General features: G+C 70.5%; 13 protein-coding genes. 6 read left to right on the top strand and 7 right to left on the bottom strand.

Annotated elements, in window-relative coordinates:
• Positions 1-87: 87 nt before the first annotated feature.
• Positions 88-1,014 (top strand): LpxL/LpxP family Kdo(2)-lipid IV(A) lauroyl/palmitoleoyl acyltransferase, encoded by a 927-nt coding sequence (locus tag F0P95_RS07175; protein WP_182336288.1) that lies wholly within the window; start codon positions 88-90, stop codon positions 1,012-1,014.
• On the opposite strand, the gene F0P95_RS07170 is transcribed toward F0P95_RS07175, so the two are convergent.
• The 3 genes from F0P95_RS07170 to F0P95_RS07160 are packed head-to-tail and all read right to left on the bottom strand — an operon-like array spanning position 1,002 to position 3,644.
• Complete coding sequence (locus F0P95_RS07170; protein ID WP_182336287.1) at positions 1,002-2,345, bottom strand: O-antigen ligase family protein; 1,344 nt, start codon at positions 2,343-2,345, stop codon at positions 1,002-1,004. The genes F0P95_RS07175 and F0P95_RS07170 overlap by 13 nt on opposite strands.
• Positions 2,326-3,438, bottom strand: a complete 1,113-nt coding sequence (locus F0P95_RS07165; RefSeq protein ID WP_182336286.1) for a glycosyltransferase — start codon at positions 3,436-3,438, stop codon at positions 2,326-2,328. Before F0P95_RS07165 ends, F0P95_RS07170 begins: the two co-directional genes overlap by 20 nt.
• Before the next feature lie 8 nt (positions 3,439-3,446).
• On the bottom strand, positions 3,447-3,644 hold the full coding sequence (locus F0P95_RS07160) for a zinc-finger domain-containing protein (RefSeq protein ID WP_054663138.1): 198 nt from the start codon (positions 3,642-3,644) through the stop codon (positions 3,447-3,449).
• 172 nt (positions 3,645-3,816) lie between these two features.
• Between F0P95_RS07160 and F0P95_RS07155 the strand changes: the two genes are divergently transcribed.
• Positions 3,817-5,424, top strand: coding sequence for an N-acyl-D-amino-acid deacylase family protein (locus F0P95_RS07155; protein ID WP_198422030.1), 1,608 nt, complete (start codon positions 3,817-3,819; stop codon positions 5,422-5,424).
• A gap of 72 nt (positions 5,425-5,496) precedes the next feature.
• Here F0P95_RS07155 and F0P95_RS17670 read toward each other — a convergent pair whose 3' ends face one another.
• From F0P95_RS17670 to F0P95_RS07145, 3 genes are all read right to left on the bottom strand, one after another.
• Positions 5,497-5,631: a hypothetical protein gene (locus tag F0P95_RS17670; RefSeq protein ID WP_269150865.1), complete on the bottom strand. Its 135-nt coding sequence runs from the start codon at positions 5,629-5,631 to the stop codon at positions 5,497-5,499.
• A 196-nt stretch (positions 5,632-5,827) separates the two neighbouring features.
• Positions 5,828-6,430 (bottom strand): acyl-homoserine-lactone synthase, encoded by a 603-nt coding sequence (locus F0P95_RS07150; RefSeq protein WP_182336284.1) that lies wholly within the window; start codon positions 6,428-6,430, stop codon positions 5,828-5,830.
• 162 nt (positions 6,431-6,592) lie between these two features.
• A complete protein-coding gene (locus tag F0P95_RS07145) occupies positions 6,593-6,964 on the bottom strand; it encodes a DUF4902 domain-containing protein (protein WP_182336283.1) in 372 nt (123 codons plus the stop codon).
• 148 nt (positions 6,965-7,112) lie between these two features.
• Here F0P95_RS07145 and F0P95_RS07140 point away from each other — a divergent pair, with 148 nt between their 5' ends.
• Positions 7,113-7,832 (top strand): LuxR family transcriptional regulator, encoded by a 720-nt coding sequence (locus F0P95_RS07140; protein ID WP_182336282.1) that lies wholly within the window; start codon positions 7,113-7,115, stop codon positions 7,830-7,832.
• Positions 7,833-7,931: 99 nt separating this feature from the next.
• Here the strand turns inward: F0P95_RS07140 and F0P95_RS07135 are convergent, their stop codons facing one another.
• Positions 7,932-10,223 (bottom strand): NADP-dependent malic enzyme, encoded by a 2,292-nt coding sequence (locus F0P95_RS07135; RefSeq protein ID WP_054663125.1) that lies wholly within the window; start codon positions 10,221-10,223, stop codon positions 7,932-7,934.
• 241 nt (positions 10,224-10,464) lie between these two features.
• On the opposite strand from F0P95_RS07135, the gene F0P95_RS07130 reads away from it, so the two are divergent.
• From F0P95_RS07130 to F0P95_RS07120, 3 genes are read left to right on the top strand one after another with little or no spacing between them, the layout of a single operon-like run.
• Positions 10,465-11,697 (top strand): alanine racemase, encoded by a 1,233-nt coding sequence (locus F0P95_RS07130; RefSeq protein WP_198422029.1) that lies wholly within the window; start codon positions 10,465-10,467, stop codon positions 11,695-11,697.
• Positions 11,698-11,718: 21 nt separating this feature from the next.
• Positions 11,719-13,074, top strand: a complete 1,356-nt coding sequence (locus F0P95_RS07125; RefSeq protein WP_182336280.1) for a GntT/GntP/DsdX family permease — start codon at positions 11,719-11,721, stop codon at positions 13,072-13,074.
• Positions 13,075-13,089: 15 nt separating this feature from the next.
• Entirely contained in the window at positions 13,090-13,953 is an 864-nt protein-coding gene (locus F0P95_RS07120; RefSeq protein WP_182336279.1) for a MurR/RpiR family transcriptional regulator, read from the top strand.

Here is a 13,953-nt window from a genome sequence, read left to right as displayed (position 1 = left end):
ATAGGAAACCGGCGGGGCAGGCATGCGCGGCCATCGCCCCGGCCGCGTCCGGGTGCCCATCCGCGGGTTCCTCATTAGAATCCCCCCATGTCCGACACCCCCACCTCCGCCACCCGCCCGTCACTGTGGCAGCCACGCCATTGGCCGACGTTCGCCTGGCTGGCGCTGGCCATGCTGGGCGCACGCCTGCCTTGGATGCTGCAGCGCGCGATCGGCCGCGGCATCGGCTGGCTGGCCCTGCACCTGGCCGGTACCCGCCGGCATGCCGCCGAAGTGAACATCCGCCTGTGCTTTCCCGAGCAGGACGAGGCCGGGCGGCGGCAACTGCTGCGCGACAGTTTCGATGCGCTCGGCGTGGGCATCTTCGAGTTCGCCCGCGCCTGGTGGGGCGGCATCGACGCGATCCGCCCGCGGGTGGAGATCCAGGGCCTTGAGCACCTGCAGGCACTGCAGGCGCAGGGCCGCGGCGTGTTGCTGGTATCGGGGCACTTCATGACCCTGGAGATGTGCGGGCGGCTGCTGTGCGACCACGTGCCGCTGGCCGGCATGTACCGGCGCTACCGCAACCCGGTGATGGAATGGGCGGTCAAGCACGGCCGCCTGCGCTACGCCAGCGCGATGTTCGCCAACGAGGACATCCGCGCCACCGTGCGCCACCTGAAGAAGGGCGGCCTGCTCTGGTACGCGCCCGACCAGGACATGCGCGGCAAGGATTCGGTGTTCGTGCCGTTCTTCGGGGTCCCGGCCTCCACCATCACCGCCACCCACCAGTTCGCACGGCTGACCGGCTGTGCCGTGGTGCCCTTCTTCCACCGCCGCGAAGGCGGGCGCTACCTGCTCAGGATCGCGCCGCCGCTGCCGGACTTCCCCACCGAGGATGCGGTCGCCGACACCGCGCGCGTCAATGCCGCGATCGAGCAGATGGTGCGCGAAGCGCCGGCCCAGTACCTGTGGATCCACCGCCGTTTCAAGCGGCAGCCGCAAGGGCGCAGCCGCTTCTATCAGCGCGATTGATCGCCGCCGGCCGGTGCCGGCGACGGATGGGCGAGCAGGGCGCCGGCGAACAGCGCGGCCAGCAGCAGGGTCGCGCCGCCCCAGAACGCCGAGTAGAACGCCAGGTGGGTGTTGAAGGGGAACACCGTCACCGCCAGCGCCAGCGTCGCCGGGCGCGCCTGTGCCCGCGCCTCCTCGTCCGCGTAACGCCACGCGCGCCACGCCATGGCCGCGCCGGCCAGCCACAGCAGCAGGCCCAGGAGGCCGGTTTCGGACAGGATCTCGAGCACCAGCTGGTGGGCATGCAGCGCCGGCCCGGTGCCCCAGGCGGCGTACTGCCCGTGCGCCGGATCGCACTGCGGGAAGGCGTTGCGGAACTCGCGCGCCCCCACCCCGTTGAGCGGATGCGCACGCACCATGCACAGCGCCGCACTCCAGATCTGGCTGCGCCCGGACAGCGCCGCATCCACCCCCGCCGCATCGCCGGTCAACGCCATCGCGGTGCGGGTCACCCGCTCGCGCACCTGGGGCGACAGCCCGGCCAGCAGCACCGCGCCAAGCACGCCGGAGAGCAGCACCAGGGCCATGCCCTTCCTGCCCAGCAGGCGCCAGCCGGAGAACAGCATCACCACGGCATAGGTGATCCAGGACGCGCGCGAACCGGCGAGCACGATCACCACCCCGGTCGGCACCGCCGCCAGCAGCCAGCCCCAGCGTCCCCAGCGCGCGGCGGCGGCGAACAGCAGGAACGGCGTGAGGCTGGCGAGCACCTGCCCGAACTTGAGGTTGCATGGCCCGAACACGCCACTGAGCCGGTCCGCCTGCGCCGCTTCCCCGGCGCTGCACAGGCCGTGCCCGCTGATCAGCCATTTCACCTGGTCCATCGACCAGAACAGCGGGCTGCTGCCGGCCAGCGCCTGTGCCAGCGCGTCGGCCACCCACAGCGCGACGACCACGCCCAATCCGGTGAACGTGACCCGGCGCCGGGCGTCGCTCGCCACGGCGATGGCCACCAGCCACATGAAAGGCAGGTGGCGCAGCCCGGCCGCGACCCGGCCCCAGGCCCGGCCGGGATCGTCCGCGTCCACTGCCGAAACCAGCTGCGGCAGCCAATAGGCAAGGAACAGCGTGCTGGTCAGCGCCCACGCCGGGACGCTGAGCAGACGGCGGCCGTCGCCGGTGAAGCGCCGCCACGCCAGGTAGCCCAGCGTCGCCAGCGCACCCAGCGCCAGCAACGCCTCGGCGATGCCCGGCGCCGGCCACGCCGCGACGCAGGCGATCACCCAGGCCGGGGCCCACTTCAACGGCAGCGCCGGCGACGCCACGGGGGATTCAACCGACGAGTTCGCCATAAACGTCCAGCGTCGCGCGCTGCATGGCCCGCAGGGTGAAGGGGATGCGCCGCGGCAGCGATGGCGGTTGCCGCAGCAGGTCCAGCGCACGCGCCGCCAATGCCGCGGCGTCGCCCGGCGGCACCGCGCCGGAAGGCTGCAGCTGCGCCAGCAGTTCGCCGACCCCACCATGGCCCCAGCCCAGCACCGGGCGGCCTACCGCCAGCGCCTCGAGCACGGTGCGGCCGAATGCCTCGGGCTTGTCCGACAGCTGCAGGACCAGGTCGCTGGCCGCATAGGCCTGCGCGATCCGGGCGGTGGGTTCGGTGATGGCGACCGCGTCGGCGATGCCCAGCGTCGCGGCCTGCTGTTCCAGGTCGCGCACGTACGCCTCGCGTCCCGGCTCGCGCGCGCCCGGCATCCACAGCCGTGCCGGCACGCCATGTCCGCGCAGCGCCGCCAGCAGGCGCAGCGCATGCGCATGCCCCTTGAGGCGGGTGCCGCGACCGGGCAACAGCAACAGCGGCCCGGCGCCGGCCAACGCCGGATGCAGCGCTTCGACCGCCAGTCGCGGGCGCCGGTCGGCCGGCGCCACGTGCGGGAACTGCGCCAGGTCCACACCACGCGGGATCACCCGCAGGCGCTGCGGATCGGTGCCCGGGTAATGCGCGAGCAGGTAGTCGCGCACGCTGCGGGACACGCAGATCACGCGCTCGCCACTGGCCATGATGCCGCTGTAGCGGCCCGGCGAATTGAGCCCATGCATGGTCGTGACCCAGTGTGGGCGCCGTTCCCGCGGCATGCCGCGCAGCGCGTGCCAGCCCAGCCAGGCCGGCAGCCGCGAACGCGCGTGCACGATATCGGCGCCGGTTTCGGCGAACAGCCTGCGCAGCGCCACCACGTGGCGCAGGGTCAGCAGCGACTTGCGGCCGATGTCCAGCGCCAGGTGTTCGGCACCGCTGTCCAGCAGCGGCGCCACCAGGCGGCCACCGGCCGAGACCACGATGGCGCGATGCCCGGCCTCCGCCAGCGCCTGGGCGATCTCCAGCGTCGAGCGCTCGACGCCGCCGGAGTGCAGCGCCGGCAGCAGCTGCACCACGGTCAGGCGGCGCATGCGGGCGTTCAGTCGACCAGCACGAACACCGCGCCGCAGTACGGGCAGGCGGCTTCGCCGTTGGGCTCGTTCTCGATCGGCAGGTAAACCCGCGGATGCGAATTCCACAGCGCCATCTCCGGCGTCGGGCAGCTCAACGGCAGGTCGGCACGATGCACGTTGTAGCGCTTCTCGGCGTTGGCGGGCGCGGCGGCGGTATGGCTCATGGCGTCATTCACACAGGAAAACCGGGACCGGGCAATTCTAGCAGCGCCGGCAGGACATGGACTTCGCCGGACATAACCCGGTGCCATGCCCGTCGCCACTTTTTTCAATGGCCGCCCCCCTGCCGCCGTCCTATGGTGGCCCGGCACCCACCGCGCCGCCCGGGGAACCGCCTTGCCGCCCATCGTCCGCCTCGCCGCCGCCCTCGTCGTGCTGTCCTCATGCGCCGGCGCACAGGCTTCGGCACCGCAGGCGGCCGACCTGCTGATCACCGGCGGGGAGATCCACGACGGCAGCGGCGCCCCCGGTATGGTCGGCGACGTGGTCATCGCCGGCGACCGCGTGGTCGCGGTCGGGTCCGGTGCTGGCCGGCCCTATGCGCCGGCACGCACCATCGACGCCACCGGCAGGATCGTCGCGCCCGGCTTCATCGACCCGCACACCCACCCCTACACGTACATCCGCTCGGACGATCCGCGGGTGCGTCGCAACGCGCCGTGGCAGTACCAGGGCGTGACCACCATCGCCCATGGCGTCGACGGCGGCGGCAGCGCGGATGTCGGCCGCGACGGCGAGGCGTTCACCCGCGCCGGCGTCGGCACCAACCTGGTGCCCTACGTCGGCTTCGGACCGGTGCGGCGCGCCGTGCTTGGCGACGCCGCGCGCGCGCCGACGCCAGCGGAACTGCGGCGCATGCGCGCGCTGGTGGCGCAGGGCATGTGCGAAGGCGCGGCCGGCTTTTCCACCGGCCTGTTCTACGCGCCGCAGAGCTTTTCCAGCCGTGCCGAGGTGGTGGCGCTGGCGCGCGAGGCGGCGATCCGCGGCGGGATCTACGACACCCACCAGCGCGACGAGTCGTCCTACGACATCGGCCTGCTCGCTTCCACCCGCGAAGCCCTGTCGATCGGCCGCGAAGCCGGGCTGCCGGTGCACATCGCGCACCTCAAGGCGCTGGGCAAGGACGTGCACGGCATGGCGCCGGCACTGGTGCGGCTGGTGGAGCGGGCGCGGGCGCGCGGGCAACGGGTCAGCGCCGACCAGTACCCGTGGCTGGCCTCGGGCACCAGCATCACCGCCGCACTGCTGCCACGCTGGGCCGTGGACGGCGGCAACGACGCCCTGCGGGAACGGCTGCAGGACCCGCCGCGGCGCGAGCGCATCCGCGCCGCGATGCGCGGCAACCTGCAGCGCCGCGGCGGCGCCGACGCCCTGCTGCTGATCTCCGCGGACCAGCCATGGACCGGCAGGACGCTGGCGGCGATGGCCGCGGCATGGAAGCTGGATCCGGTCGATGCGGCGCTGCGCATCATCGGGCACGGCATCGACCACCCCGACCGCGATGGCGGTTCGGTGGCCTCGTTCAACATGGACGAGGACGACGTGCGCCTGCTGATGCGGCAGCCATGGATGGTGACCAGTTCGGACGGCAACGACGGGCATCCCCGCCAATACGCCAGCTTCCCGCTGAAGTACCAGCGCTACGTGCGCGAGCTCGGGGTCCTGCGCCTGGAGGAGTTCATCCACCGCTCCACCGCGCTGACCGCACGCATCCTGGGAGTGCAGCAGCGTGGCGAGCTGCGCCCCGGGTTCTTCGCCGACGTGGTGGTGTTCGATCCGCAGCGGTTCATGCCGCATGCCGATTACCTCGACCCGCGCGCGCTGTCCTCGGGCATCGCCCTGCTGGTGGTCAATGGCCGCATCGCCATCGAGGACGACGTACAGACCGATGTCCTGGCCGGCCGCGTGCTGCGGCATTCGCCACCGGCCGGTACCTGCCCGTGACCCCGGCACCGGCGGCGATGCGCCTGCTGCGTGCCGGCGGCCTGCAACGGCCGGCACCGGCAGGCGCCTGGTTCAGGCCAGGATGCCCAGCAACCCGCCCACGCCGATGCCGACGACGGCACCGACAAAGAGACCGGCCAGGAACTGCATCCGCAGCGAATCGGAGACGCCGCGCCTGGCGTCGTGGTCCGAAATCTTCTTGAACATGCCCCATCTCCCGATATGAAAGAACACGGAGGGGCGCACCGAGCGCGCGCGAAGCGGGACCGCTCCCGCCTGCAACCTCCCTGTTCCCTCCGCATGGCGTTCCACGCCGGCCGGGAGGCCGGGCCCATTTTCCCGTCTCCCGGAGGCACTCCGGCCTCATCGGGATTTCACCCGAGATGCACGTTTCCCGTAACTGTCAGAATTGACAGGTCGCGGCGTTTGCATGCGGCGCCCACGGCGGCCGCCCCGCCAGCTCGATCCAGCAGGCGAAGGTCGGGTGGCCTTCGACCATCACCGGCGGCGCGGCGCGGTGGACATGGAAGCCGGTCCGGCGCAGCAACCGCTCCATCGCCAGCGGCGAGACGGTGATGAGGCGCTTGCCGCCCCGGCGTTCCACGTAGCCGGCGGCCAACTGCAGGATGTCCACCGCCAGTGCCGACGGGCGCTGCGTGGAAACCCCGGCGCGCGCGCCGCGCAGGTCCATCACCGCGAAGCGCGACAGTTCCCACACCTCATCCGAACACGGTGGCGGCAGGCCGTTCAGCAGCTGCGGGAACATCTCACCCAGCAGATACGGGCCGGTGGTCGGCAGCAGGCGCGCGTAGCCGACGATCGCGTGGTGGTCATCGCGGGCGATCAGGTGCACGGTTTCGGGCCGGTCGAACCGGTCGCGCTCGATCCCCGGCGGCGTATCCATCTGCCAGCCCAGCGTTTCGATGAAGACGCGGTGGCGGTAGCGGCCCAGCGCACGATTGAGCGGCGGCGGCAGATCGCCTGCACTGGCGAGGATGAATTCCATGATCCGCTCCCCTGTTGCTGAAGGACGGGGAGGAGTCTTGCAATGCAGCAAAGGCCTGATAACTGTCAGGATTGACAGGTCGGCAGCGTCCAGGCGCGGCAGCGCGTGCGCGCGCCGCGGGCGGCGGGTGCGGCGCGGCCGGGCCGCCTGCCCGGCCGCGCGTCAGCGCAAGCCGATGGCGTCCAGCACCACCGGTTTCCATTCCAGCGCATCGACCAGTTGCCTGAGGCAGCACGCGGTATGGTCCGGGCCGATGTCCCGGCCGCGCTCATCCACCAGCATCACGTTGCTGCGCGGCGCGTCCCGGCAGGCGGCGGAAACGGGCCGGGCCAGGGTATCGATATGCCAGTCCCAGCCGACCGAGACGGCCGGCACCGAGGTGGTGGCCCATTCGGTATACCCGCTGATGTCCGAGTGGGCCGCCCCTGCTGCAGCGCCGCCTTCTTCCTCGTCCAGCCCCGATACCAGGTGCACGAGCCGGATCTGGTCCAGCGCCTGCCGCGATAGGCGGATGTAACCGTCGTCGTCTGTCATTATCATGCAGCCTATGGCAGTGCAGGCAGTGGCAGTGCGCCGCGCCGGGCGATGTGTTTGACCAATCTAGATGCACGTCGCGGGTACTGGAAGCTGTCAGTACTGACAGTGCCACCCGGCCGTGATCACGGTTTCACCGAGGGCGGAAATGGAGGCGTGGCGGGAAGACCAACTCAATGCGCTGCTGGCGCCCGATGGACAGGACGACCTGTTCGGGAGGATCGCCGGGATGGTGCGCGCATTGGGCTTCGAGCACTGCGCCTATGGCGTGCGTGCGCCGCTGCCGCTGGCGCAGCCGGAGATCGTGATGCTCAACGATTACCCGGAGATCTGGCAGAAGCGCTACCAGGACAACAACTACCTGCAGGTCGACCCCACCGTGCGCCAGGGCGCGGCGTCGCTCGACGCCTTCGCCTGGTCCAACGGCGATGACCCACTGGACCCGGCCGCCGCCTTCTGGGAGGACGCGCGCCTGCACGACATCACCTGCGGCGTATCGCTGCCGGCGCTGGCGGCCAACAGCGTGCGCGGCATGCTGACCCTGACCCGCGGCGGTACGCGCCTGGACCCGCTGGAACTGCGCGCCAGGTGGCCGCAGCTGCTGTGGCTGGGCCAGGTCGCCCACCATGGGCTGGCGCGGGAAATGCTTGCGCGCTGGCGCGCGACCTCGCGCGAGGCGCTGAGCGGGCGCGAGGTCGAGATCCTGCGCTGGGTCGCCGAAGGCCATACCAACCGCCAGATCGCCGCCCGCTTCAACATCACCGAGCGCACGGTCAACTTCCACCTCAACAACGCCATGACCAAGCTCGACGTCGGCAACCGCACGGCCGCGGCGGTGCGCGCGGTGGTCCTGGGCATCATCGCCTGACCCGGCGCCGCGCCCGGCAGCAGCCACGAGCACCGGACGATGCGGATACGACAAGGCCGGCATGCGCCGGCCTTGTCGTGGGTACCGTGGCGACGCGGCTCAGGTGCCGCGCTCGGCTTCCATCTGCTTGCGGATCTGCGCATCGACCGCGGCGATGGCGGTCATGTTCAGCACGCGGCGCGAACTGGCGCTGCTGGTGAGGATGTGAACCGGCTTGGAGATGCCCATCAGGATCGGGCCGATCGCCACGCCGTCGGTGAACACCCGCACCAGGTTGTAGGCGATGTTGGCCGCCTCCAGGTTTGGCAGCACGAACAGGTTGGCGCGGCCCTTGAGCGTGCTGTTGGGCAGCAGCTTCTCGCGCAGCGCCTCGTCCCACGCGGTGTCGCCCTGCATCTCGCCGTCCACGTTCAACCGCGGGTTGCGCTTGAGCAGCTGCTCGCGCACCTGGCGCATCTTCAGCGCATCCTTGGAATCATGGCTGCCGAAGTTGGAGTGCGACAGCAGCGCCACCTTCGGTTCGATGCCGAACAGCTTCATGCGGTAGGCGGCCTGCAGCGTGGACTCGACGATCTGCTCCACGCTCGGGTCTTCCTGCACGTGGGTATCGACGAAGAAGAACACGCCCTGCGAGTTGATCACCCCGGTCATCGCCGAGGTCGAGCTGACCCGCGGCTCCAGCGGGATAACGCTGCGCACGTAGCCGAGCTTCTTGTGGAAACGGCCGACCACGCCGCTGAGCATGGCGTCGGCCTCGCCGCGCGCCACCATCACCGCGGCGATCAGGGTCGGGCGCGAGCGCAGCAGGTTCTTGGCCGCGGCCACGGTCACGCCACGACGGCCGGTGAGCCCGTGGTAGTACTGCCAGTAGTCGTTGAAGCGCGGATCGTCGTTGATGTTGGTGACTTCGAAATCCACGCCCGGCTTCATGCGCAGGCCCAGCCGCTCGATGCGCGATTCGATCACGTCCGGGCGGCCGATCAGGATCGGGAAGGCCACGCCTTCGTCGATCACGTTCTGCACCGCGCGCAGCACCACTTCCTCCTCGCCCTCGGCATAGACCACGCGCTGCTTGTCGGCGCGCGCCTGGTCGTAGACCGGCTTCATGAACAGGCTGGTGCGGTAGACGAACTGCGCCAGCTTCTGCCGGTAGGCGGCCATGTCGGCGATCGGGCGCGTGGCCACGCCCGAGTCCATCGCCGCCTGCGCCACCGCCGAGGACAGTTCCACCAGCAGGCGGCGGTCGAACGGGCGCGGGATCAGGTAGTCGCGGCCGAAGCTGGGGGTGTCGCCGCCGTAGGCCGCACCGAGGTCGGACGCCTCCTTGCGCGCCAGCGCGGCGATGGCGCGCACGCAGGCGACCTTCATTTCCTCGTTGATGCCGGTGGCGCCGACGTCGAGCGCGCCGCGGAACAGGTACGGGAAGCACAGCGCGTTGTTGACCTGGTTCGGGTAGTCCGAACGGCCGGTGCCGATGATCGCGTCCGGGCGCGCGGCGCGCGCCACTTCCGGCATGATCTCCGGGGTCGGGTTGGCCAGCGCGAAGATCACCGGGTCCGGCGCCATGGTCTTGACCATCTCGGCGGTGAGGATGCCCGGGGCCGAAAGGCCCAGGAAGATGTCCGCGCCCTCGACGATCTCGGCCAGGGTGCGCTTGTCGGTGTCGCGCGCATAGCGCGCCTTCTCCGGATCCAGCCCTTCGCGGCCGCTGTGGATCACGCCGTCGCGGTCGAACGCCAGCACGTTCTCCGGCTTGACGCCCAGTTCCACCAGCATGTTCACGCAGGAAATGCCGGCCGCGCCCATGCCGGTGGTGGCGACCTTGACCTCGCCGATCTTCTTGCCGGTGATGTCCAGCGCGTTGAGGATGGCCGCACCGACGATGATCGCGGTGCCGTGCTGGTCGTCATGGAACACCGGGATGTTCATGCGCTCGCGCAGCTTGCGCTCGACCACGAAGCACTCCGGCGCCTTGATGTCCTCGAGGTTGATGCCGCCGAAGGTCGGTTCCAGCGAGGCGATGATGTCGACCAGCTTGTCCGGGTCGTTCTCGTCGACCTCGATGTCGAACACGTCGATGCCGGCGAACTTCTGGAACAGCACGCCCTTGCCTTCCATCACCGGCTTGCCGGCCAGCGGGCCGATGTTGCCCAGGCCCAGCACCGCGGTGCCGTTGGAGATCACCGCGACCAGGTTGCCGCGTGCGGTCAGCTCGCTGGCCGCGGCCGGGTCGGCGACGATCGCTTCGCAGGCATAGGCCACGCCCGGCGAGTACGCCAGCGACAGGTCGCGCTGGGTGAGCATCGGCTTGGTGGCGGCGACCCGGATCTTCCCCGGCGGCGACATGCGGTGGTAGTCGAGGGCGGCCTGCTTGAAATCTTCTTTGGACATCGACGGGACTTGCTGTGGCTGAATGCCCGATTCTAGCGACTCGACGACGACATGAACCGTTTCATCGGGGACTGCATTCAGGACCTGGCACCCGATTCGCGATGCTGCTTTGCAACATTTTACGAAAATATTTTTCATGGCGCCGGTTATCTGCTACATAGACCACTCTCCCGCGGGGAACACGGGGACACCATGAAAGTGATCCGGAATGGATAAAAAACAATTTCAAGACGCGCCAGCCGTGCTCCGCGGCAAGGGCCTGGGTGCCAGCGACGCTGCGCTGTCCATCCCCGACGCGGCCCACCAGGGGTGGTCCATCCTGGGCGAGCAGGTCAGCCTGCCGGCCGCGGTCCTGCTGCGTTCGGCGCTGCTGCACAACCTGGAATGGATGCGCCGCTTCGTCGCCGCCTACGGCGTGCAGCTGGCGCCGCATGGCAAGACCACGATGAGCCCGGAGCTGTTCCGCCTGCAGCTCGATGCCGGCGCCTGGGGCATCACCGTGGCCACCGCGCCGCAGGCGCGCGAGGCCTGGCTGGCCGGCGCGCGCCGCATCCTGATCGCCAACCAGCTGGTCGGCCCGGCCAACATGGCGCTCATCGCCGGCCTGCTGGAGACCGGCACCGAGGTGTTCTGCCTGGTCGACTCGGCCGCCAACGCCGACGCGCTGGGCCGCTGGTTCGACGCCCGCGGGCTGTGCCTGGACGTGTTGCTGGAGATCGGCGTCGGCGGCGGCCGCACCGGGGTCCGCGACGACGCCCAGGCGCAGGCGGTGGTCGCGGCGGTCGCACGCTGGCCACGGGCGCTGCGGCTGGCCGGCGTGGAAGTCTACGAGGGCGTGGTGGCCGACGAGGCCGGCGTGCGCGCGGTCCTGCGCCGCAGCGTGGCGACCTTCCAGCGACTGCGCGACGGCGCCGCCATCGGCCGCGTGCCGGCGCTGCTGACCGGTGCCGGCTCGGCCTGGTTCGACGTGGTCGCCGAGGAGTTCGCCGCGTTGTCCGGCGACGCCACGGCCGAGATCGTGCTGCGCCCGGGCTGCTACCTCACCCATGACGTCGGCGCCTACCGCCAGGCCGCCAGCCGCATCCAGGCCGGCAACCCGGTCGCGCGGAAGATGGGCACGAGCCTGCGCCCGGCGCTGCGGCTGTGGGCCTACGTGCAGTCGCGGCCGGAGCCGGAACGGGCCATCGTCGGGCTGGGCAAGCGCGATGCCGCGTTCGACGCAGGCTTCCCGGTGCCGGCGCTGCATTACCGGCCCGGCGATGCCACGCCCGGCGACGCCGCCGCGCACTGGCAGGTGACGGCGATGATGGACCAGCACGCCTTCCTGCAGGTGCGGGCCGAAGACGACCTGCGCGTGGGCGACATGCTGTGCTTCGACATCTCCCACCCGTGCCTGACCTTCGACAAGTGGCGCCACCTGCTGGTGGTCGACGACGACCACAACGTGGTCGATGCCGTCTCCACGCGGTTCTGAGCCGCTGCCGGACCCGCACGCATGAGCCAAGGACACCTGCTGCTGATCTACGCCGTGCTGGCGATCGTCGCGTTGATCGTGCTGATCGCCCGCTACCGGCTCAATCCCTTCATCAGCGTCACCCTGGTCTCGGTGGGGCTGGCGCTGCTGGCCGGCATGCCCGCGCCGGAGATCCTGCCGGCCTACGAACAGGGCGTGGGCAAGACCCTGGGCCACATCGCGCTGATCGTGGCGCTGGGCACCATGCTCGGCAAGATGATGGCCGAGTCCGGCGGCGCCGAACGCATCGCGCGCACGCTGATCGCGCGCTTCGGTCCCGGCAACGTGCACTGGGCGATGATGCTGATCGCCTTCTGCATCGGCCTGCCGATCTTCTTCGAGGTCGGCTTCGTGCTGCTGATCCCGATCGTGCTCAACGTCGCCCGCCGCACCGGCGTGCCGCTGCTGCTGGTTGGGTTGCCGATGGTCGCGGGGTTGTCGGTGGTGCACGGGCTGGTGCCGCCGCACCCGGCGGCGATGCTGGCCGTGCATGCCTATGGCGCGGACGTGGGCCGCACCGTGTTCTATGCGCTGCTGGTGGGGCTGCCGACTGCGGCGCTGGCCGGGCCGGTGTTCGCCAGGGTGGTCGCGCCACGGGTGGCGCTGCCGGCGCACAATCCGATGGAGGCCGCGCTGCTGGACGAGGGCCACGGCCGCATCCCCGACGAGCAGCTGCCGGGCTTCGGCATCACCCTCGCCACCGTGCTGCTGCCGGTGGCGCTGATGCTGCTGGGCGGCTGGGCCGACCAGATCGCCACGCCCGGCTCGCCGCTCAACCACGGCCTGCGCTTCATCGGCCACTCGGTGGTGGCGCTGCTGCTGGCCACGCTGCTGAGCTTCGTCACCCTGGGGCTGATGCGCGGCTTCAACCGCGAGCAGATCCTGAAATTCTCGCAGGAGTGCCTGGCCCCGACCGCCGCCATCACCCTGCTGGTCGGCGCCGGCGGCGGCCTCAACGGCATCCTCGTGCACACCGGCGTGGCCAGCCAGATCATCGACCTGTCCCGCCAGTTCCAGCTGTCGCCGCTGCTGATGGGCTGGACCATGGCCGCGCTGATGCGCATCGCCACCGGCTCGGCGACGGTGGCCATGACCACCGCGTCGGGCATCGTCGCCCCGATCGCCGCCGCGCTGGGCTACCCGCACCCGGAACTGCTGGTGCTGGCCACCGGCGCCGGCTCGGTGGTGCTGTCGCACGTCAATGACGGCGGCTTCTGGCTGGTCAAGGAATACTTCAACATGTCCGTGGCCCAGACCTTCAAGACCTGGACCGTGCTGGAAACCCTCATCTCCGTCACCGCGCTGGCGCTGGTGGCGGCCCTTGCCGCCGTGCTCTGAACCGAAGAACCCACCATGTTCGACATCGTCTACGAACTGCGCCAACGGCTGCACGAATTCAGCCCGGTCGAAGCCCGCATCGCCAACACCATCCTCGCCGACGTCGATGCCGCCGCCCAGTACGGCGTGACCGAGCTGGCCGAGCGCGCCGAGGTCAGCGCCGCGGCGATCTCGCGCTTCGCCAAGACCCTGGGCTGCGAACACGTGCGCGAACTGCGCGCGCGCCTGGCTTCGGCCAGCGCGGTCGGCAAGCGCTTCCTCGAGCAGCAGAACGCGCCACCGGTATCGGCGCTGTTCGCGCAGATCTGCGACGACATCCAGGCCAGCCTGCGCCACAACCTGGCCAACCTGCAGGAAGACGTGGTGCAGCAGCTGGCCGATGCGATCTGCCAGGCGCGGCGCATCCACGTGTTCGGCATCGGCGGCTGTTCCACCGTGTTCTCGCAGGAACTGCAGAACCGGCTGATGCGCTTCGGCCTGCCGATCACCGCCTGCAGCGACGCGGTGGTGATGAAGATGACCGCCGCCATCCTCGGCCCGCAGGACCTGGTGTTGGCGCTGTCGGTCAGCGGCATCACCCCGGAAGTGATCTCGGCAGTAGAGATCGCGCGCACCTACGGCGCGCGGGTCGGCGCCATCACCCGCGCCGGGACGCCGCTGGCCGGGCTGAGCGACTGGCTGCTGCCGATCAGCATCGAGGAAACCGATTTCGTGTTCAAACCCTCCGCCTCGCGCTACGCGATGATGCTGGCCATCGACGTGCTGGCCACCACCACCGCGCTCAACGGCGCCAGCGAGAACCACGAGCACCTGCGTCGCATCAAGCTGGCGCTGGACCGCTACCGGGGCGGCGACTCGCGCCTGCCGCTGGGCGACTGA

The sequence above is a fragment of the Stenotrophomonas acidaminiphila genome (assembly GCF_014109845.1).
Classification (GTDB): domain Bacteria; phylum Pseudomonadota; class Gammaproteobacteria; order Xanthomonadales; family Xanthomonadaceae; genus Stenotrophomonas; species Stenotrophomonas acidaminiphila.
Note: the sequence above shows the minus strand (reverse complement) of the source record. Positions and strands in the feature narration are given on the sequence as shown.